Source organism: Phyllobacterium sp. SB3, from assembly GCF_040009165.1.
GTDB lineage: Bacteria > Pseudomonadota > Alphaproteobacteria > Rhizobiales > Rhizobiaceae > Phyllobacterium.
Genome location: NZ_JBDYKI010000007.1, coordinates 15,323 through 31,754 on the forward strand (window position 1 = coordinate 15,323; position 16,432 = coordinate 31,754).

A 16,432-nucleotide genomic window follows, 5' to 3' on the forward strand; every position below is an offset into this window, starting at 1 on the left:
ACTAGGAGCGAAATAGATCCAATGGGCATTGAGCTGCCAATTTAGGAACCAAATGGTCTAAAATTATTGCAACCGCGCCGGCTGTTCGATCGCCTGATGGTCGATATGGAGAAAAAAGTGGAATATTTGCTGGAGACTGACGAAAGACGCGATCCGCGAAGATGGACCGCATTGGTGATCCTGTTGGCCGGAGCATTTCTGCCGCCGTTGGATTTCTTCATCGTCAATGTGGCATTGCCTTCGATACGTGCGGATTTCCACGCCTCCGCATCGATGATGCAACTCATCATCTCAGCTTATGCCACAAGCTATGCAGTCATGCTGATCACCGGGGGCAGGTTGGGAGATCTTTACGGTCGCCGCAATGTCTTTTTGTGTGGCATGACAGGCTTTGCAGTTGCATCGGCCTTGTGCGGGTGCGCCTGGTCCCCGTTCATATTGGTCATCGGGCGGATCCTTCAAGGTTTCTTCGCTGCGGTCATGGCACCGCAGGCTCTGGCTTCGATAAATGCGATTTTTCCTGATGATGAAAAATCTACGGCACTCAGCCTGTATGCCCTGACATTTGGTTTGGCGTCTATGGCCGGCCTGTTTTTCGGCGGGGCGTTGATTACGCTGGATATCTCCGGGCTTGGATGGAGAAGTATATTTCTGATCAATCTGCCGGTGATTGCAATCGCCGTGCCTGCGGCCTTCGTCTTCTTGCGGGAAACGAGATCGGAGCATCCAAGGAAGCTGGATCTCGGTGGCGCTGCGCTGATCGCGCTTGCGCTTTTCGCACTGATTGCGCCGCTGATCGAAGGCCGGGAGCAGGGTTGGCCGATCTGGTCGCTCCTGATGCTTGCCAGTGCCGTGCCGCTTTTTCTGGTGTTTTGGTGGCATGAGCGAAACATGGAGATAGCCGGACGAGATCCCATCGCAGCGCCAAGCCTGCTTCAGGTTGCCGGATTGAAGCGCGGGCTGCTTGCGGCACTATGCTTCTACGTCCTTGCGGCATTCTGGCTGATATTTTCCATCTATCAGCAGGGCGGCCTTGGTCGCACGCCTTTCGAGGCCGGGGTGGCGATTCTTCCCGCGGCAGCCGGCTTCGTTCTTGGCCCATTTGCAAGCGGGCACTTCCTGAGTGTCTTCGGGCGATATTCCGCCGGCGTCGGGATGATCCTGCAAGCTGGCGGACTGTTGGGAACGGCTGCTCTCGTTTGGGGCGGCTTTCCGCAATTCCTCTTCGTTGCGCTCTTCCTCATCGGCGCGGGACAGGGAATTGCGCTTCCGAACCTTGTCAGGACTGTCATCCAACGGGTCGACAGGGCGCAGTCGGGATTGGCGTCCGGTCTCGTAAATTCGATGTTTCAGATTAGCGGCGCATTGGCGGCGACTCTCATCGGCGGTTTGTTCTTTTCGGTTTTGGGGTCGGCAACGGACGTCAGATCTATCGAACATGCATACAGCATCGCGGCAATCGCGATTGCCATCTGTCTTCTTATTGCTGGATGGCTGTCCAGTGATCCTGCAACGAAATGAAAGAGGGTTGTCCATGACCATGGATATCAACGGTTTCAACCATCGACTTGTTTCCGCCAACGGCGTGAACATTCACACCGTTTCAGGCGGAGAAGGGTCCCCGCTCATCCTGGTTCACGGCTTTCCGCAAACCTGGTGGGAATGGCACAAAGTGATGCCGAAACTTGCCGAGCACCACCGGGTCGTCGCGATCGATTTGCGCGGGGCGGGGTTCTCGGACTGCCCCGTGTCCGGTTATGACAAGGCAACGCTTGCAGAAGATGTGCATCAGGTGATGCAGGAACTGGGCCATACAACCTATGCCGTGTGCGGACATGATATCGGCGCCATGGTTTCCTTGGCCCTTGCCTCCATCCACCGAGATGCCGTGACGCAACTTATCGTTCTTGACGCACCTCTGCCAGGATGGACGGGGTGGGAACAAAGCCTCGCAAATCTCTGGCAATTCAGCTTCCATCAAAAACGTGACCTTCCCGAGTTGCTGATCCATGGACGGGAATACGAATATGTATCGGCCTTTATCGCCGAGCGGACTTTCGATCACGGAAGCTATGACTTCGATGATATGGAAATATTCGCCAAGGCATTTGCCCTTCCTGGCCGTACTCGCGCGGCCCTGGAGTGGTATCGCGCGTTCCCTCTCGATCATCAAAATGCGCTGCGATGGAAAACAGAGCCACTCCAAATGCCGGTTTTGGCTCTGGGCGGCGAGAGGCGTTTTGGACCTCAAATGATCACCATGCTTGAGGAGTTTGCCGTAGATGTGAGAGGTGGCAGTATTCCCGACTGCGGCCATTACGTGGCTGATGAGCAACCCGCAGCAGTCACTTCTGCCTTGATCAATTTTCTCACCTGGCGCCAGGAGCGCCGCCTTCCCACACAGTGAGCCTGCCGGTCCTGGGCGGTCAGGCATGATACCAGGCTGTAACAAATCCAGCCCCGGTTTTTTAACTCGAAAGGAAACGAAAAATGTCTGCGAAATTTTTGAACCACGTGTCTGTCGTTACCGGGGGATCAACCGGTATCGGTTTTTCCATTGCGCAAGCCCTTATTGCGCAGGGCACCAAGCGTGTCTATATCACCGGCCGATCGGCCAGGACGTTGAATAAGGCTGCCGTTCAACTTGGCAACGCGGCCGTTGCAGTGGTTTCCGACGTTTCCAGTCTTTCCGATCTTGAAAATCTGAAAAGTGAGATCGACAAACACGGCGATAAACTGGATTCTGTTTTCGCGAATGCCGGGATTTGTGAGAAAAACGAGATGGGCAAGACCGGCGAAGCGGAATTCGACAAGACGTTCGAAATCAATGTAAAAGGTGTCTTTTATACCGTCCAGACATTGCTGCCTCTGGTGAAGGACGGCGCATCCCTCGTGCTCACGGCATCGATATGCGCCAACAACGGCATGGAGGGTCTCAGTCTCTACAACGCTTCGAAAGCCGCAGTAAGGTCATTCGCACGAACATGGGCCAACGATTTTCGCGATCGGAAAATCCGTGTCAATGCGCTCAGCCCAGGCTTCACGCTCACCTCACTGATGGAAAACGGCCTTAATATGGATAAAGAACAGATTGAAACGATGAAGGAAAATACTGCGCGAAACGCTCCGGCAGGCTATATGGCAGAGCCGGCCGAGATCGCAACCGCCGCCCTGTTCCTGGCGTCACAGGATGCCAAATATGTCAACGGTATCGAACTCACCGTCGATGGGGGTGTGTCGCAAATCTGAAGATTTCACTGTCCAGGCGGTCCAATGCGGATCGCCGGCATGGGCCCACCTGATTGAAACACAAGGCATCGCGGTGCCCGGATGAGGCGACCGCCGGATATTTGGGAAAGTCAGGCGACCGTAAAGCCGCCCGACAGATGGTTGAAGATTATAGCGAAGCCATATCGATGACGAAACGATAACGCACGTCGCTTTTCAGAACCCGCTCATAGGCTTGATTAATATCCTTGATATCAATGGTCTCGATCTCGGCAACGATATTGTGCTTGCCACAGAAATCCAGCATCTCCTGGGTTTCTTTGATCGATCCAATTCCTGAGCCGGCAAGACTCTTGCGACCACCGATAACCGAGAATGCATGAACGGGTACTGGATGCTCCGGAACACCGACAAGGACCATAGTGCCGTCGATCTTCAGCAGATTGAGATAGGCGTTCCAGTCTATCACTGTGCCAACCGTACATATGATCAAATCGAATGTACCCGCCAATGTCGTAAAGGTCTTGGGGTCGCTGGTTGCATAATAATGGCTGGCACCCAGCTTCAAGCCGTCCTCTTTCTTCGATAGGCTTTGACTGAGTACTGTAACCTCCGCACCCATTGCATGCCCGATCTTGACGCCCATATGGCCAAGCCCGCCCATGCCGACAATAGCGACATTCTTGCCCGGACCGGCTTTCCAATGATGAAGCGGCGAATAGAGCGTGATCCCGGCGCAAAGAAGCGGCGCGGCTGCGTCGAGTGGAAGGTTGTCCGGGAAGGAAAGAACGTAGCCTTCCTTGACGACAATCGAGTCGGAGTATCCGCCATATGTTGGTGTGGTGCCATCGGCTTCGACATCATTATAGGTCTGAACGATACCTGGCATATACTGCTCGAGGTCGACGTTCCGCTCGGCGCATTTGGTGCAGGAATTGACAAAACAGCCGACACCAACGCGATCACCTGTTTTGAATTTTGTAACCCTGGAACCCACTGCTGTGACGATGCCTGCCACTTCGTGGCCCGGTACCATAGGGAATATACCATTGCCCCACTCATTGCGGGCTTGATGGATATCAGAGTGGCAGACGCCGCAGTATTTGACCGATATGACAACGTCGTCCTCGTTTGGGTCACGACGCTCGAAAGTGAAGGGTGTAAGAGGCTGCGACGCATCAGTCGCGGCATAACCTTTTGCAATAGCCATGGATGGTTCCTTTTCGGGGGGTGGGCAGACACTATGGCCCCGATCTGGATTTGAGCGGTAGAGCGATCCTGCAAGCTTCTTGCACAATCCTGCAAATGTTATCGAGAACCTGATGTGCTGCTTGCCCGAGATGTTATAGAGTGCCGCCACAGGCAAACCTCAGAACAAGCGATCAGGATATGACACTCCAATTCTCTCCCTATCAGGAAATTTCTTCCATTATTGATCGCTTTACCGGGGCAGATGGAGATTTTCCAACAGCGATCAGCAATCTCAATTTCTACCGTCGCAGCAGGCCGACATTGCCACATCATAGTGCCTACAAACCCGGCTTTGCAATTGTCGTACAGGGAGCCAAGAGCCTTACAGTAGGGCAGGAGGAATATCGCTATGGAGCTGGCCAGTATCTTTTGACTTCTCTCGATCTTCCGGTCGCATCGCATGTGACGGAGGCAAGCCTGGAAGCGCCATATCTATGCTTTGGCTTTATGATCGACAGTGCCCGCCTCAGCGACCTGATTGCCCGTGTCAGCGTTCCGCGTCATCCGGCGGCGGACGGTATTCGCGGTTGGGCGGTGAATGTTGCGTCGCCGGAAATTCTGGATGCATCCGTTCGTCTGTTGCGACTGTTGGAAAGGCCGGACGACATCGCCGTTATGGCTCCGCTGATAGAGCACGAAATTCTCTATCGCCTTCTCTCCGGGCCGGACGGTCCGCGGCTGCTTCAGATTGCCATGTCGGACAGCCAGAGCAACAAGGTGGTGCGGGCTGTGGGATGGATTCGGGACAATTTCGCCCAAACCTTGCGGATCGAGGATCTGGCGGAGCGTATCAATGTGAGCGTCTCGTCCCTGCATCACAATTTCAAGGCTGTTACGGCAATGACGCCTCTGCAGTACCAAAAGCAGCTCCGTCTGCATGAGGCACGCAGGCTTATTCTGGTGGATCAACTTGATGTCGGAACGGCAGGGCATCGCGTCGGCTATGAGAGCCCGTCACAGTTCAGCCGTGAGTATAGCCGTCTCTACGGTTCACCTCCGCGACGCGACGCAGAACGTATTCGACGCGCTGCGGAGTAAGCAGGTCATTATCTTACCGAGCTGTTGATGGGTTCGCTGCCAGTTGCAGGACCGCCTTTATAGCGCCCTCAAGAATATCGTCAGAAAGAGCGGGGTCATCAACAGCACGTGCAAGTTGAAGCGATCCGACAACCAGAGCATATATGGCCCGGGCTGTTTGATTGGCATCATCCGGTTCGCGCCCTTTCAGCTGCTTTGCAATCAGATCAATAACTGTATTGAAGCGTTCGGTATAGGCCCGCCGTATCTCGGCAGATGCCCGGCTGATCTCCGGCAAAAGAGCCGCTGATGGGCATCCGTGCGCACTGTCGTCGCGATGGGCTCGGCTCAAATACTGACGCAAAATTGTTTCAAATCCGCTCTGGCCCGCTGTTTGCGTCATGGACGCGTGCTGCGCATCCAGTGTGCGTTCAATGCACTCCCTTACCAGATCGCTCTTGGATGTAAAATGCGTATAAAACGCTCCATTTGTCAGACCCGCGTCGGCCATGATGGCGGCTAGTCCAACTGCGGAAACACCGTGATCCCTGAATTGTCTGGAGGCGGTCTCCGTGATCTGCTGGCGGGTGGTTTCCTTGTGTCCTTTTTCGTAACGCATGCTGAACTCCGCGCGCCAATGATCTGGCGCTATTGCATTATGATCGTAATGTGATATTATAGCCGTAATGTAATCGCATCGCAAGTCATTCGATTAGCGCGAGTAGCGATTGAGCATGAGGTCTATAATGTCAACGCCATCTTTACCTGTCGCTTTCATAACAGGTGTCTCCTCCGGTATAGGGCGCGCGACTGCGCTCAAGTTGAAAACCTCAGGTTATGAGGTTTTTGGAACCAGCAGGCGTGTCGATACCGGCAGTATTGTTGACGGTATCCAGATGGTCCAGCTGGATGTCGGCGACGACAGCTCCGTTGAGAAGGCCGTAGCTTTTGTTATGAAGCAAACAGGCCGAATTGATCTTCTGGTGAATAATGCTGGCTTCGGTATTTTCGGAGGCGCCGAGGAAAGTTCCATAGCCCAGGCGAAGGACCTGTTCGAGACCAACCTGTTTGGAGTCATTCGAACCGTTCGCGCAGTGCTTCCGATTATGAGGAAACAAAAAAACGGCCGGATTATCAATGTGAGTTCCGTGCTTGGCTTCGTTCCATCGCCCTACATGGCCTTGTACGCAGCATCCAAGCATGCACTTGAGGGATATTCCCAGTCGCTTGACCATGAAATACGCACCTTTGGTGTTCGGGTACTCCTCGTTGAGCCAGCCTATACCAAAACATCTTTCGAACAGAACATGCAAGCTTCTGACGAATTGATGCCGGAGTACGAGAAAATTCGTACCGCTATCGGCGAGCTTATCGCCGGGGCTATGGCCACGGCTGACGATCCGTACATTGTTGCAGATGAGATTGCCAAAGCTGCTGCTGCGATCTCCCCGAAGTTGCGGTACCCGGCTGGAGCAGTCGCGCGACGGCTGAACTGGCTGCGGCGTTTGGTTCCTGCCTCCAGCTTCGACCGCGGTCTGCGCAAGCGAATGCAACTCGCCTCGTAGCTTCGAGCAAAATCTATCCGGCGAGCGCCGGCAAACTCAGCAATCCACTCAACCAGATTACCCAAGGAGGGTATGTCAATGTTACGGTTATTATTCGCAGCGACTATGGCTCTTGCTCTGGCTGCCTGCTCGACAACAGGTACGCCGACACAAGAAACAAGCGCCAGTTCAAACTCGGCTTATGCCTTTAAAACCAAGATTGATAGCGAGAATCCCAAGCCCCGGCGCAAGTCTGATTCAATCGAACCTCGCCTCGGGTTTGCAGGTTTTTCCGGCTCCCAGACACGATGGGGCGCAAACTGAAATGCTCGATGAAACGGAAGGGTACAAGCTGTCCCCTTCCTTTTTGCTCAAAACACAAGAGCAACGGCATCGCACTGACTCGAGATAATCATCGCGATTTTGATGGTACTCGCCGAAGAACATCATCGTAAGGCACGAGGTCAAGGAAGGCGGTTACCTCAACTGCTTTTCCGTCCTGCATCCGGAATATCCAGGCATAGCTGTTGCTGTAAGGCAAACCGTCTCCGGCTACGCCGACGCCTTCCCAGTTGATGATCACATGGTCATCTTCTGCCCAAACCTTTTTACTTACCGGTGAAACCGGTTTGGACATACGGGATGCAAACGGGCGCACTGCCCGTTCCAAAAACACTTCACGTCCCTGATGCAGGTCTGCACTGGGTCCGGATCCTTCGATCTTCCAGTTAACATCCGGCGAAAGCACATCAGTGAAGAACGTTTGCCCGCCAGCCGCCCAGGCGTCGAACGCTTCAGTTACAATCTGCTTGTTGCGCACGGCAACGTCCTGAGAGGCATTGACCTGCTCGGCCAAAAGTAATGGCGCTGTCATTATAGACAATGCGAATACAGCAACACGGTTCGAGTAAGATTTTGAGTTTTGCATCATTCAGTCCTTCATATTGTGGTTTGAACGGTGAACACGAAAACAATCAGTAGGGGCTTGCCGTCGGGCGGATGATGATTTCGCTCACATCCACGTCTGCAGGCTGGCTTATGGCGTAGAGAATGGAGTTTGCGATGGCTTCCGGATTGATCGTCACGGCACGAAAGCCTTTCATGGTATCACGGGCAACCGGATCGCTGATCGTGTCTGCAAGTTCCGACGCGGTTGTGCCGGGGGAGATTGTCGTAACCCGAATTTTATCATTCTCCTGGCGCAAGCCATCGGAAATTGCGCGTACGGCAAATTTCGTGGCACAATAGACCGCTGCAGTTGGTGACACGGTGTGCCCGCCAATCGAAGATATGTTGATGATCTGACCACTATCCTGCTGTTTCATGATGGGAAGTACAGCGGCGATGCCGTAAAGCACGCCCTTTATGTTGACATCCACCATGTGGTCCCACTCATCGACCAGAAGAGCGTCCAGCGGTGATAAGGGCATGACACCTGCATTGTTGATCATGACATCAAGGCGACCAAATTCCGAGACAGCAAAATCGGCAAAGCTTTTGACTTGTTCGCGTTCGGTCACATCAAGTTTCTGTGTCACGACAGAACCACCTTCGAGCGCAATCTCTTCAGCCAGCTTCTCAAGCCGCTCAATGCGTCTTGCCCCGATGACAATATGAGCTCTGGCTTTAGCCAGAACATGCGCCGTTGCTTCGCCAATTCCACTGCTGGCTCCGGTAATGGCAACGACTTTTCCTTGAATAGTCATTGGTAAACTCCATGTCTTTGAAAGGTGTCGATTTCATCTGCGGCGCAGGATCATTCCGCCGTGGTGAAGTGTGTTGTCATCCACAAAATCACCGTTAGCAGTGAACCCGGTGTCATCCCGGTATTCGATATGATTGCCGGTCACTTCGTAGCGACCCTGATACGCACTTTCGAGATTGCCCCGGGCTTCGTTGTATCGCTTATCAGAAAGCAATTCGTGGCGTACTCTGCCATCGTCGGTCACCCACATGCCGACGTAAGAATGCTCGTGCATTTGAACCTCTTGTGATTTCTTTTCATCTGATCGTTTTTGCAGCAATTCAGATGCCGGGCCGGGTGAGCTAGACATCGACGTCAAAAGAACAACCGTTGCACTTGCCATTGTCTTGAAGCTTCGAGCTGACATGGTTTTCTCCAATGAAAGAATACAAGGGGTAAAATACCTGCTTTTATTGGAGGTAATAAGTTGCCAATACAAAACAGGTTGGTTAGTAATAATTACCAATGATGGATGATCTCGAAGGTATTTCGGTATTTCTGGCGGTTGCAGATGCGAAGAATTTTCGTATCGCAAGCGAGCGGCTGGGCGTGACGCGTTCGGCGGTCAGTCAGGCGCTTCAGAGGCTGGAAGACCGCATCGGGGTTGCTCTGGTGCAACGAACGACCCGGAGTGTACGGCTGACGGAGGCAGGCGAACAATTTTACGATGCGGTGCAGCCATCGGTATCTCAGGTCAGGCAAGCCGTCGAAGTCCTGCGCGAGGTACAAAGCAGGCCGCGCGGACTACTAAGAATTGCCGTTTCATCAATAGCCGAGAGCTTTTTATCCGGAACGTTGTTAGCGGGATTTATGGAGCGTTACCCGGAGATATCACTCGACATAACCGTAACCGATGACGAGTTCGATATTGTAGATGCCGGATTTGATGCAGCGGTGCGACTGGGAGAGGTAATCGAACAGGATATGATCGCTGTCCCTGTGTCGCCGGAGCAGCAGCAGCATGCTTTTGCTTCACCGGCGTATCTCACGAAAAAGGGTAGTCCCGGGCATCCGCGCGAATTGCCAGAACACGTTTGCATTGGCTGGAGACCACGTCCGGATAGCGCGCCCTATCGCTGGGAGTTTACAGAAAATGGCCGCGATTTCGATGTCGCAGTAAACCCCGGAGTGACGACCAATGACATGGGGCTGATGATCCGTATGGCATGTGCTGGTGCCGGGATTACATTCGGCATGGTGGATACATTTCAGCCGTGGGTTTCCCGTGGTGAACTGATACCCCTGCTGGAGTCGTATGGCCCCCCGTTCAGTGGTTTTTATCTCTATTATCCCAAACGTCACAGGCAACCTGTCAAACTGAGGGCACTCGTAGATTACATACGCACCACGCAGCGCGAGTAACGACGGGGTTCTTGCAGCGCACATCGAACAAACCTGTGATCGTCAGATACGATGGCCCTTGTCATCGAAGAGATGGATCGGAGCGCTGGACAAAGAAAGTTCATCAGCAGAATTGATTACATCCCGGGACTGTCGGTTCGATTTTCAGTGAGATTATTTTTTGGCAAGGATTCAACGTACTGCCATAAAACCGGCGGCGACGATTAAAAGGCCGCCAGCACTGGCTTCTACGGCCCGGCGATGCCGGTTATGGAACCCGCCTCGTTTGCCGGCCTTGCCTATTACGATGCTCAAAATCATGTAAATCGTGCAGCACCAGAAAACAAATACGCCTGACAGGGTAACCGCCTGTAAAGCGGTGTTGCCACCCGCGTGCATGAATTGCGGCAGGATGGCTACATAGATCATCATACCCTTTGGATTAAGCAGTGCTGTCAGGAAACCACGCCGGAGTTGCCCGGAGGATGGCTCCGCCAGGAAGTTCGCCACCTGCAGGTTCAAAGCAGATCGTATCAACCGGAACGCAAGGTAAATCAGATAGGCAATACCGATCCAGCGAAGTCCTTCGAAAAGAAGAGGTGAGGCAGCAACGATGGCAGCAACGCCGAAAGCAACCAGTGCCGAATGAATCATATAGCCGAGACAAACGCCGGCGGTAGAACGCAGGCCTGCTGAAAGACCTCCAGATATTGCCTGTGATGCAACGAAAAGCATGTCCGGGCCAGGGGTGCAGATCAACGGCAGGATCGTCGCGGTAAAAAGTGCGATAGTTTGTATTTCCATGCAGGCAACAATACGGCATCTTTACCGCAATTTGGTTGCTAATATAGCAGATATGAGCGAATTATTAGCATTCCATATCGATAAACGTATCCTGAAAGCGCTGCAAAAAGACGCCCGCATGCAGAATGTGGAATTGGCCAGGCACGTCGGCTTGTCACCGTCTCCCTGCCTGCGCCGGGTGCGCTTGCTGGAAGAGACGGGGGTTATTGATCGCTACGTAGCTGTACTAAATCCGGTAAAGCTCAATCTGGCGCTCTCTATGTTCGCCCGAGTATGGCTTACGGCGCAGGATGCCGAAACCATCGACCATTTCATGGATGCAATGAGGAAGTTGCCGCAGGTTGTAGAGTGCTACATTATGCTGGGTGAAAGCGATGCCCTTCTTAGGGTCGTTGTTGCTGATCTTGAGGATTACCGGCGATTTCAGTCGACCCATCTCACGAAAGTGAATGGCATACAGAACGTCAAAACCGATGTGCCCAGCCAGATCGTTAAACAAAGTTATGCATTGCCGGTTGACTGAATAGCCTCAAGCCGTAATTCTGGAAATTCGCCGTATAGCCTGGGGTGACTGTCCGAAAGCACGCAGAAATGCACGACGCATCCGCTCGCGATCAGCAAAACCTGTCTCGATCGCAATGACATCCATCGACAAGCGCCCTTGCTCCATCAAGACGCGCGCAGTTTCAACGCGCAGGTTTTCAACCGCTTTGGCAGGAGACTGGCCCGTCTCGGCGCGGAACGCGCGACTGAATTGGCGGGGACCAAGATTGGCGGCATCGGCCAGATCTTCGACCGAAAGCTCACTTTTAAGATTTTGTTTTGCGAAATCCAGAGCCTTCTGGATGCGGTCGGATTTCGGCTCCATTTCGAGGAGAGCCGAAAATTGGGACTGCCCACCCGCCCTGCGGTGGTAGATAACAAGATTGCGTGCAACCGTGCGGGCGATCTCTACTCCAAGATCCTTTTCGACCATGGCAAGGGCAAGGTCGATGGCGGCGGTCATGCCTGCTGATGTCCAGATCGGACCATCAATAATGAAGATGCGATCTTCTTCCACTTTCAGCTTCGGGTAGCGATTTTGCAATTCGCGGGCGAACGCCCAATGCGTGGTGGCACGGCGATCACCCAGCACTCCTGCTTCGGCCAGAATGAAAGCACCAATACAGGGAGCGGCGAGGCGTCGGGCATTTGCTGCCGATTTCCGGATGAAACTCAGCAGACCTGATGTTACCGGTTGAATCACAATACCTGCCAAAATAACGACCGTGTCCAGCTCGGTATTGTCAAAAGATTTCGTTTCGACGCTGAAGCCTGCCGATGATCGAACCATGCCGCCATTCTCGGAAAGCAGGGCGATGTCGTAAAAATTGTCTTTGACGGTAGTGTTGGCAATTTCAAACACTGTCATTGCCGCAAAGCCCAATACCTGAAAATTTGGCTGCACCACGAAACCGACGCTTTGCATAGTTTGCTCCTGAAAGGCAATGTCTTAAAAAGATGTATATATGACATTTGAGACATTGGGAAGAGTCGGTATGTTCAGTTTACAAATTGCAACTTTCGAGGACAGAACATGACTTCTCCCACAACAAACAGTACAGCACTGATAACCGGAGCTTCGTCCGGTATTGGAGCAATTTATGCCGAGCGGCTGGCACATCGCGGGTACAATCTCGTTCTTGTTGCCCGCAACCGTGAGAGGCTTGACCGTATTGCTGTACGTCTGGCCGACGAGACGGGCAGGACTATCGAAATTATACAGGCCGATTTGAACAAGGCGCCAGACCTTGCCCGTGTCGAGAAGGTGTTGCAGACAGATGCGAGCATCAACCTGCTGATAAACAATGCCGGTCTTGGGGCAGTTGGCCCATTGTTGGCTTCGAAGGTCGACAAGATGGTGGATATCATCAATCTGAACGTGGTGGCGCTCACGCGGCTTTCCTATGCGATAGCACCCGGCTTCGTTGCGCGGGGCGGCGGATCGATCATCAATATTGCGTCGATTGTGGGATTGGCTCCGGAGTTGCTTAACGGCGTATATGGCGCCTCAAAGGCGTATGTCATTGCGCTAAGCCGGTCGCTCAAACAGGAGTTGGCCGAAAAGAACGTGTATGTTCAGGCTGTCTTGCCCGGAGCAACTGCTACAGATTTTTGGGAGCTTTCCGGCAAGCCGGTGTCAGAACTGGACAGTGCCATTGTCATGTCTGCCGAAGATATGGTGGACGCTGCGCTCGTTGCATTCGACCAGCAGGAATTCATTACCATCCCGGCCTTGCCGGAAATCGAAGACTGGAATGCCTATGAGGCAGCACGCCAAAAGCTCCTTCCCAATCTGTCGAGACAGCATCCTGCCACACGATATCGCGTAATCGCCTGACCGCGCACATTCCAACCGGAGAAGACTGAGATGAAGATTCAAGACGCTGTCGTGTTTGTAACCGGCGCAAATCGTGGCCTGGGTCTGGCCTTTGCTCAGGAGGCATTGAAACAGGGCGCAAGGAAAGTCTATGCCGGTGTGCGTAATCCCGACGGCAGGGAAATTCCAGGGATCGTGCAGATCAAAGTCGATGTGACAAATTCGGCCTCGGTAAAAGCAGCGGCAGAGCAATGTGAAGACACGACACTGCTTGTCAACAACGCCGGAATTGCCCGGCTTACGGATGATGTCCTTGGTCCGGAGATGATAGAGGGCAGCCGGGAAATATTCGAAACCAACTATTACGGGACGATCTACGTCAGTCAGGCATTTGCGCCGGTTCTCGCCAGGAATGGTGGAGGCGCGATAATCAATGTGCTCTCTGACGCAACATGGTTTGCGCGCCCGGTGCTTGCGGCCTATTCTGCCTCGAAATCAGCGGCGTGGAGCTTTACAAACGCCCTGAGGCTGGCGGTGCGTGACCAAAATACACGCGTGTTGGGTTTGCATGTCAGTTTTATCGATACAGATATGACCAAAGCGCTGGATATCAAGAAAATCAATCCCCGTGACGTTGCGCAGGCTGCATTCGCCGGTATTGAAAACGGGCACGATGAAGTGCTGGTGGACGACTTTACAAACAAGCTGAAGCAAAGCCTTTCCACACAGGAACCGCTTTATTTCAATCCTCCGGAAGTTGCATAAGTATCACCTGCGCACGGATGCTTGAAGAAAAACCCGACGGCTAGGTCCTGATCCTGTTATTGGCGAGTTTCTTCATATTGGCCGCAAGCGGATCGGTATGATCGCGTTCCTGATTATTCTGGGAATTTTGTTCTTTCACTGATGACCAATTGCAAATGTATGCACCGCATTCGCGACAATGCACCGGAGCTTCATCAAAGGATTCTGCGGGAATTTGAAGAAATACAGTTTTGCATTCCACACAGGAAATTGGCTGTTTGAGCTGAAAGAAGTCCAACATATAGCGCGACAATGTTTCTGCTCCAGACTTCGGAGCATTCACGCTCGATTCAAATACACGATGAATTGCGCCACATTTTAATAAAATTAGAAATGAGTCAATTGTTGTTTGGTGGCATTAAATGTTTATCGGAACTTGCGGCACCGAATTCACCTTTGGGTGGCCCGTCAAGCCACCCAAAAAGATTGTCGTCACTGGCAGCCCATGCGGTGCCCACGCGATAGAACATCGCAGTTATTATTCTGGCTGTTTGGTTTTGCGAAGATACGGCAATATGCGTTCAAATCCGCCAAAGCGCGCATTAGCATCTTCGTCGGAAACACCGGCGGTGATGATTACGTCCTCGCCTTGTTTCCACTGAGCCGGCGTTGCAACCTGATGCTTTGCAGTCAATTGGATACTGTCGATGGCACGGAGTATCTCGTCAAAATTACGGCCTGTCGTCATGGGATAGGTCAGGACGAGCTTTATCTTCTTGTCTGGGCCGACAACGAAGACCGAGCGTACTGTGGCATTGTCTGCGGGCGTCCGACCTTCAGATGAATCTCCCGCTTCAGCAGGCAACATATCATACAGCTTGGCCACTTTAAGGTCGCGATCACCGATAAGTGGATAATCAACCTCATGCCCGGTTGCCGTCTTGATATCTGCCTTCCACTTGGCATGGCTTTCCACAGGGTCAACCGAGATACCGATGACCTTGGCGTTGCGTTTTTCGAATTCCGGAACGAGGCCCGCCATATAGCCGAGCTCGGTGGTGCAGACCGGCGTGAAATTCTTCGGGTGACTGAAGAGGACGGCATAGCTGTCTCTTATCCAGTCATGAAACCTGATCTCGCCTTGTGTAGTTTCAGCCGTAAAATCCGGCGCAACATCGTTTATTCGTAAGCCCATTTGCGGTTCTCTCTTTCGATCAATCGATGGATTCATGGTCGCCAGGGGTACAAATTCCGTACCCTTCCGAAGGTGCACTGTTATCTTCGGCGCGGGTTCTCCCGATATCCTAACCATGCCGGATTATCCAAGTCCACTGTGCACTTGCTATTTTGGTGAAACACCAAATAAACATGAGCCTCCGAGACCCGATCTTTGGAGAACGCCATGACCAACAGCTCTGTTCGGCCCAACGTCGAAGCCTTTTACGACAAGAGAACGTTCTCTGTACAATATGTCGTGTCAGACCCCGAAACATCGGCCTGCGCCATTATTGATCCTGTTCTTGATTTTGAAGAAAAATCCGGCGCAACGGCAACCTTCAATGCAGACCGTATTCTCAGTCATGTGGAATCTGCAAACCTGAAGGTGGCATGGATACTCGATACACACCCGCACGCCGATCATTTTTCGGCGGCGCATTATCTGCATTCGAAGACCGGCGCGCCTTGCGCCATTGGCAGTCACATTGTTGAAGTGCAGTCCTTGTGGAAAGAGCTGTATAATTGGGAGGAGCTAACTCCAGACGGGTCACAATGGCACAAGCTTTTCCAACCGGGAGAAGCTTTCAGGATAGGTTGTCTCGATGCATCTGTGATGTTTTCGCCCGGCCACACACTTGCTTCTGTCACATATATTATTGGTGACGCCGCGTTCGTTCACGACACGTTATTTATGCCAGACAGCGGCACCGCCCGGACGGATTTTCCGGGTGGAAGTCCGGATCAGCTGTGGCAGTCAATACAGGATATTCTGGCTCTGCCGGATGAAACCCGGGTCTTCGTAGGGCACGACTACCAGCCGAATGGACGCGATCCGATGTGGGAAAGTTCAATTGGGGAACAAAAAGCACGGAATTCACATCTGAGCCGCTGCAATTCCCGAGAGGAGTTCGTGACTCTCAGAGAGGCACGGGATAAAACCTTGCCAATGCCAAAGTTGATCCTGCCCGCACTACAGGTCAATCTCAATGGAGGGCGTCTCCCTGAACCGGAATCAAACGGTACCAGCTATTTGAAAATACCACTAAACTCTTTGGGCAGTGGCATATGGGATTAACCTTAGCCACGTCGGACATTATCAAATCGGGTGCGGTGGAATACTGATCTTTGATATACAACTGACTGCCATCAATATGTAGTAGTTCCAGAAAGTTCAGGCGAAAT

The 16,432-nt window shown here is 52.7% G+C and carries 19 protein-coding genes; 11 read left to right on the plus strand and 8 right to left on the minus strand.

The features are described 5' to 3' along the window. Nucleotides 1-117: 117 nt before the first annotated feature. The 3 genes from ABKW30_RS22365 to ABKW30_RS22375 all read left to right on the plus strand — a co-directional run bounded on the left by ABKW30_RS22365 (nucleotide 118) and on the right by ABKW30_RS22375 (nucleotide 3,249). Nucleotides 118-1,521: an MFS transporter gene (locus tag ABKW30_RS22365; protein ID WP_348601143.1), complete on the plus strand. Its 1,404-nt coding sequence runs from the start codon at nucleotides 118-120 to the stop codon at nucleotides 1,519-1,521. A 13-nt stretch (nucleotides 1,522-1,534) separates the two neighbouring features. After that, nucleotides 1,535-2,407: an alpha/beta hydrolase gene (locus tag ABKW30_RS22370; protein WP_348601144.1), complete on the plus strand. Its 873-nt coding sequence runs from the start codon at nucleotides 1,535-1,537 to the stop codon at nucleotides 2,405-2,407. Between the two features lie 83 nt (nucleotides 2,408-2,490). Further along, nucleotides 2,491-3,249, plus strand: coding sequence for an SDR family oxidoreductase (locus tag ABKW30_RS22375; RefSeq protein WP_348601145.1), 759 nt, complete (start codon nucleotides 2,491-2,493; stop codon nucleotides 3,247-3,249). A gap of 148 nt (nucleotides 3,250-3,397) precedes the next feature. On the opposite strand, the gene ABKW30_RS22380 is transcribed toward ABKW30_RS22375, so the two are convergent. After that, nucleotides 3,398-4,438, minus strand: a complete 1,041-nt coding sequence (locus tag ABKW30_RS22380; RefSeq protein WP_348601146.1) for an NAD(P)-dependent alcohol dehydrogenase — start codon at nucleotides 4,436-4,438, stop codon at nucleotides 3,398-3,400. A 179-nt stretch (nucleotides 4,439-4,617) separates the two neighbouring features. Between ABKW30_RS22380 and ABKW30_RS22385 the strand changes: the two genes are divergently transcribed. Continuing rightward, on the plus strand, nucleotides 4,618-5,517 hold the full coding sequence (locus tag ABKW30_RS22385; RefSeq protein ID WP_348601147.1) for an AraC family transcriptional regulator: 900 nt from the start codon (nucleotides 4,618-4,620) through the stop codon (nucleotides 5,515-5,517). A 13-nt stretch (nucleotides 5,518-5,530) separates the two neighbouring features. Here ABKW30_RS22385 and ABKW30_RS22390 read toward each other — a convergent pair whose 3' ends face one another. After that, nucleotides 5,531-6,115 carry a TetR family transcriptional regulator gene (locus ABKW30_RS22390; protein WP_348601148.1) on the minus strand — a complete coding sequence of 195 codons (585 nt, stop codon included), beginning with the start codon at nucleotides 6,113-6,115 and terminating at the stop codon, nucleotides 5,531-5,533. 127 nt (nucleotides 6,116-6,242) lie between these two features. On the opposite strand from ABKW30_RS22390, the gene ABKW30_RS22395 reads away from it, so the two are divergent. Both ABKW30_RS22395 and ABKW30_RS22400 read left to right on the plus strand, forming a co-directional pair. Beyond that, nucleotides 6,243-7,061 (plus strand): oxidoreductase, encoded by an 819-nt coding sequence (locus tag ABKW30_RS22395; RefSeq protein ID WP_348601149.1) that lies wholly within the window; start codon nucleotides 6,243-6,245, stop codon nucleotides 7,059-7,061. Between the two features lie 78 nt (nucleotides 7,062-7,139). Then, nucleotides 7,140-7,364: a hypothetical protein gene (locus ABKW30_RS22400; protein WP_348601150.1), complete on the plus strand. Its 225-nt coding sequence runs from the start codon at nucleotides 7,140-7,142 to the stop codon at nucleotides 7,362-7,364. An 88-nt stretch (nucleotides 7,365-7,452) separates the two neighbouring features. Here ABKW30_RS22400 and ABKW30_RS22405 read toward each other — a convergent pair whose 3' ends face one another. The 3 genes from ABKW30_RS22405 to ABKW30_RS22415 are packed head-to-tail and all read right to left on the minus strand — an operon-like array spanning nucleotide 7,453 to nucleotide 9,094. Further along, the gene (locus ABKW30_RS22405) at nucleotides 7,453-7,971 is read right to left on the minus strand and encodes a nuclear transport factor 2 family protein (protein WP_348601151.1); all 519 of its coding nucleotides are present in this window, start codon (nucleotides 7,969-7,971) and stop codon (nucleotides 7,453-7,455) included. A 43-nt stretch (nucleotides 7,972-8,014) separates the two neighbouring features. Then, nucleotides 8,015-8,746, minus strand: a complete 732-nt coding sequence (locus tag ABKW30_RS22410) for an SDR family oxidoreductase (RefSeq protein WP_348601152.1) — start codon at nucleotides 8,744-8,746, stop codon at nucleotides 8,015-8,017. A gap of 33 nt (nucleotides 8,747-8,779) precedes the next feature. Continuing rightward, the gene (locus ABKW30_RS22415) at nucleotides 8,780-9,094 is read right to left on the minus strand and encodes an Atu4866 domain-containing protein (RefSeq protein WP_348601338.1); all 315 of its coding nucleotides are present in this window, start codon (nucleotides 9,092-9,094) and stop codon (nucleotides 8,780-8,782) included. A 155-nt stretch (nucleotides 9,095-9,249) separates the two neighbouring features. Between ABKW30_RS22415 and ABKW30_RS22420 the strand changes: the two genes are divergently transcribed. Beyond that, nucleotides 9,250-10,146, plus strand: a complete 897-nt coding sequence (locus tag ABKW30_RS22420; RefSeq protein WP_348601153.1) for a LysR substrate-binding domain-containing protein — start codon at nucleotides 9,250-9,252, stop codon at nucleotides 10,144-10,146. Between the two features lie 171 nt (nucleotides 10,147-10,317). Here ABKW30_RS22420 and ABKW30_RS22425 read toward each other — a convergent pair whose 3' ends face one another. Beyond that, nucleotides 10,318-10,929, minus strand: coding sequence for a LysE family translocator (locus ABKW30_RS22425; RefSeq protein WP_348601155.1), 612 nt, complete (start codon nucleotides 10,927-10,929; stop codon nucleotides 10,318-10,320). A 52-nt stretch (nucleotides 10,930-10,981) separates the two neighbouring features. Here ABKW30_RS22425 and ABKW30_RS22430 point away from each other — a divergent pair, with 52 nt between their 5' ends. Further along, nucleotides 10,982-11,452 (plus strand): Lrp/AsnC family transcriptional regulator, encoded by a 471-nt coding sequence (locus tag ABKW30_RS22430; protein WP_348601339.1) that lies wholly within the window; start codon nucleotides 10,982-10,984, stop codon nucleotides 11,450-11,452. Nucleotides 11,453-11,458: 6 nt separating this feature from the next. Here the strand turns inward: ABKW30_RS22430 and ABKW30_RS22435 are convergent, their stop codons facing one another. Next, entirely contained in the window at nucleotides 11,459-12,397 is a 939-nt protein-coding gene (locus tag ABKW30_RS22435) for a GlxA family transcriptional regulator (RefSeq protein WP_348601156.1), read from the minus strand. Between the two features lie 108 nt (nucleotides 12,398-12,505). Here ABKW30_RS22435 and ABKW30_RS22440 point away from each other — a divergent pair, with 108 nt between their 5' ends. Together ABKW30_RS22440 and ABKW30_RS22445 are read left to right on the plus strand one after the other, a co-directional pair. Then, nucleotides 12,506-13,309, plus strand: a complete 804-nt coding sequence (locus tag ABKW30_RS22440) for an SDR family oxidoreductase (protein WP_348601157.1) — start codon at nucleotides 12,506-12,508, stop codon at nucleotides 13,307-13,309. A 30-nt stretch (nucleotides 13,310-13,339) separates the two neighbouring features. Further along, nucleotides 13,340-14,053: an SDR family oxidoreductase gene (locus tag ABKW30_RS22445; RefSeq protein ID WP_348601158.1), complete on the plus strand. Its 714-nt coding sequence runs from the start codon at nucleotides 13,340-13,342 to the stop codon at nucleotides 14,051-14,053. 517 nt (nucleotides 14,054-14,570) lie between these two features. Here ABKW30_RS22445 and ABKW30_RS22450 read toward each other — a convergent pair. Then, nucleotides 14,571-15,227, minus strand: a complete 657-nt coding sequence (locus tag ABKW30_RS22450) for a peroxiredoxin (RefSeq protein ID WP_348601159.1) — start codon at nucleotides 15,225-15,227, stop codon at nucleotides 14,571-14,573. 207 nt (nucleotides 15,228-15,434) lie between these two features. Here ABKW30_RS22450 and ABKW30_RS22455 point away from each other — a divergent pair, with 207 nt between their 5' ends. After that, a complete protein-coding gene (locus tag ABKW30_RS22455) occupies nucleotides 15,435-16,325 on the plus strand; it encodes an MBL fold metallo-hydrolase (RefSeq protein WP_348601160.1) in 891 nt (296 codons plus the stop codon). Nucleotides 16,326-16,432 lie beyond the last annotated feature (107 nt).

Bases quoted from the DNA above. Each gene is read 5' to 3' on its own strand.
- ABKW30_RS22445 (WP_348601158.1), top strand. From the start codon at position 13,340: ATGAAGATTCAAGACGCTGTCGTGTTTGTAACCGGCGCAAATCGTGGC.
- ABKW30_RS22370 (WP_348601144.1), top strand. From the start codon at position 1,535: ATGACCATGGATATCAACGGTTTCAACCATCGACTTGTTTCCGCCAAC.
- ABKW30_RS22440 (WP_348601157.1), top strand. From the start codon at position 12,506: ATGACTTCTCCCACAACAAACAGTACAGCACTGATAACCGGAGCTTCG.
- ABKW30_RS22375 (WP_348601145.1), top strand. From the start codon at position 2,491: ATGTCTGCGAAATTTTTGAACCACGTGTCTGTCGTTACCGGGGGATCA.
- ABKW30_RS22385 (WP_348601147.1), top strand. From the start codon at position 4,618: ATGACACTCCAATTCTCTCCCTATCAGGAAATTTCTTCCATTATTGAT.
- ABKW30_RS22455 (WP_348601160.1), top strand. From the start codon at position 15,435: ATGACCAACAGCTCTGTTCGGCCCAACGTCGAAGCCTTTTACGACAAG.
- ABKW30_RS22415 (WP_348601338.1), bottom strand. From the start codon at position 9,094: ATGTCTAGCTCACCCGGCCCGGCATCTGAATTGCTGCAAAAACGATCA.
- ABKW30_RS22410 (WP_348601152.1), bottom strand. From the start codon at position 8,746: ATGACTATTCAAGGAAAAGTCGTTGCCATTACCGGAGCCAGCAGTGGA.
- ABKW30_RS22425 (WP_348601155.1), bottom strand. From the start codon at position 10,929: ATGGAAATACAAACTATCGCACTTTTTACCGCGACGATCCTGCCGTTG.
- ABKW30_RS22380 (WP_348601146.1), bottom strand. From the start codon at position 4,438: ATGGCTATTGCAAAAGGTTATGCCGCGACTGATGCGTCGCAGCCTCTT.
- ABKW30_RS22450 (WP_348601159.1), bottom strand. From the start codon at position 15,227: ATGGGCTTACGAATAAACGATGTTGCGCCGGATTTTACGGCTGAAACT.
- ABKW30_RS22430 (WP_348601339.1), top strand. From the start codon at position 10,982: ATGAGCGAATTATTAGCATTCCATATCGATAAACGTATCCTGAAAGCG.
- ABKW30_RS22395 (WP_348601149.1), top strand. From the start codon at position 6,243: ATGTCAACGCCATCTTTACCTGTCGCTTTCATAACAGGTGTCTCCTCC.
- ABKW30_RS22390 (WP_348601148.1), bottom strand. From the start codon at position 6,115: ATGCGTTACGAAAAAGGACACAAGGAAACCACCCGCCAGCAGATCACG.
- ABKW30_RS22400 (WP_348601150.1), top strand. From the start codon at position 7,140: ATGTTACGGTTATTATTCGCAGCGACTATGGCTCTTGCTCTGGCTGCC.
- ABKW30_RS22405 (WP_348601151.1), bottom strand. From the start codon at position 7,971: ATGATGCAAAACTCAAAATCTTACTCGAACCGTGTTGCTGTATTCGCA.
- ABKW30_RS22420 (WP_348601153.1), top strand. From the start codon at position 9,250: ATGATGGATGATCTCGAAGGTATTTCGGTATTTCTGGCGGTTGCAGAT.
- ABKW30_RS22435 (WP_348601156.1), bottom strand. From the start codon at position 12,397: ATGCAAAGCGTCGGTTTCGTGGTGCAGCCAAATTTTCAGGTATTGGGC.